General features: G+C 38.4%; 1 protein-coding gene. It reads left to right on the top strand.

What is annotated here, in order from left to right:
• Window positions 1–328: S-adenosylmethionine:tRNA ribosyltransferase-isomerase (locus LG649_RS15980; RefSeq protein ID WP_226544816.1), on the top strand; the 328-nt coding region annotated here is incomplete at both ends.

Genomic DNA, 328 nt, shown 5'->3' with positions numbered 1-328 from the left:
CAGCCCGTAAAATAACAACCGGCAATCAACTATACTTTGGAGATGATGAAACCCTAGTCGCAGAAGTTATAGATAATACAACATCAAGAGGGCGTACCTTACGCTTTTTATACGATGGTTCATACAGAGAATTTCGTTTAAAACTAAACGAATTAGGAGAAACACCACTACCAAAATACATAAAAAGAGATGTAGAACCAGAAGACGAGTCGCGTTACCAAACCATATTTGCAAAAAACGAAGGCGCAGTAGCAGCACCAACAGCAGGGCTTCACTTCTCAATACATATATTAAAACGCTTAGAAATAAAAGGCGTAAACTTTGCAGA

The organism is Neotamlana laminarinivorans, from assembly GCF_020523925.1.
GTDB classification, from domain to species: Bacteria; Bacteroidota; Bacteroidia; order Flavobacteriales; family Flavobacteriaceae; genus Neotamlana; species Neotamlana laminarinivorans.
This window is presented reverse-complemented; position numbering and strand designations above follow the sequence as displayed.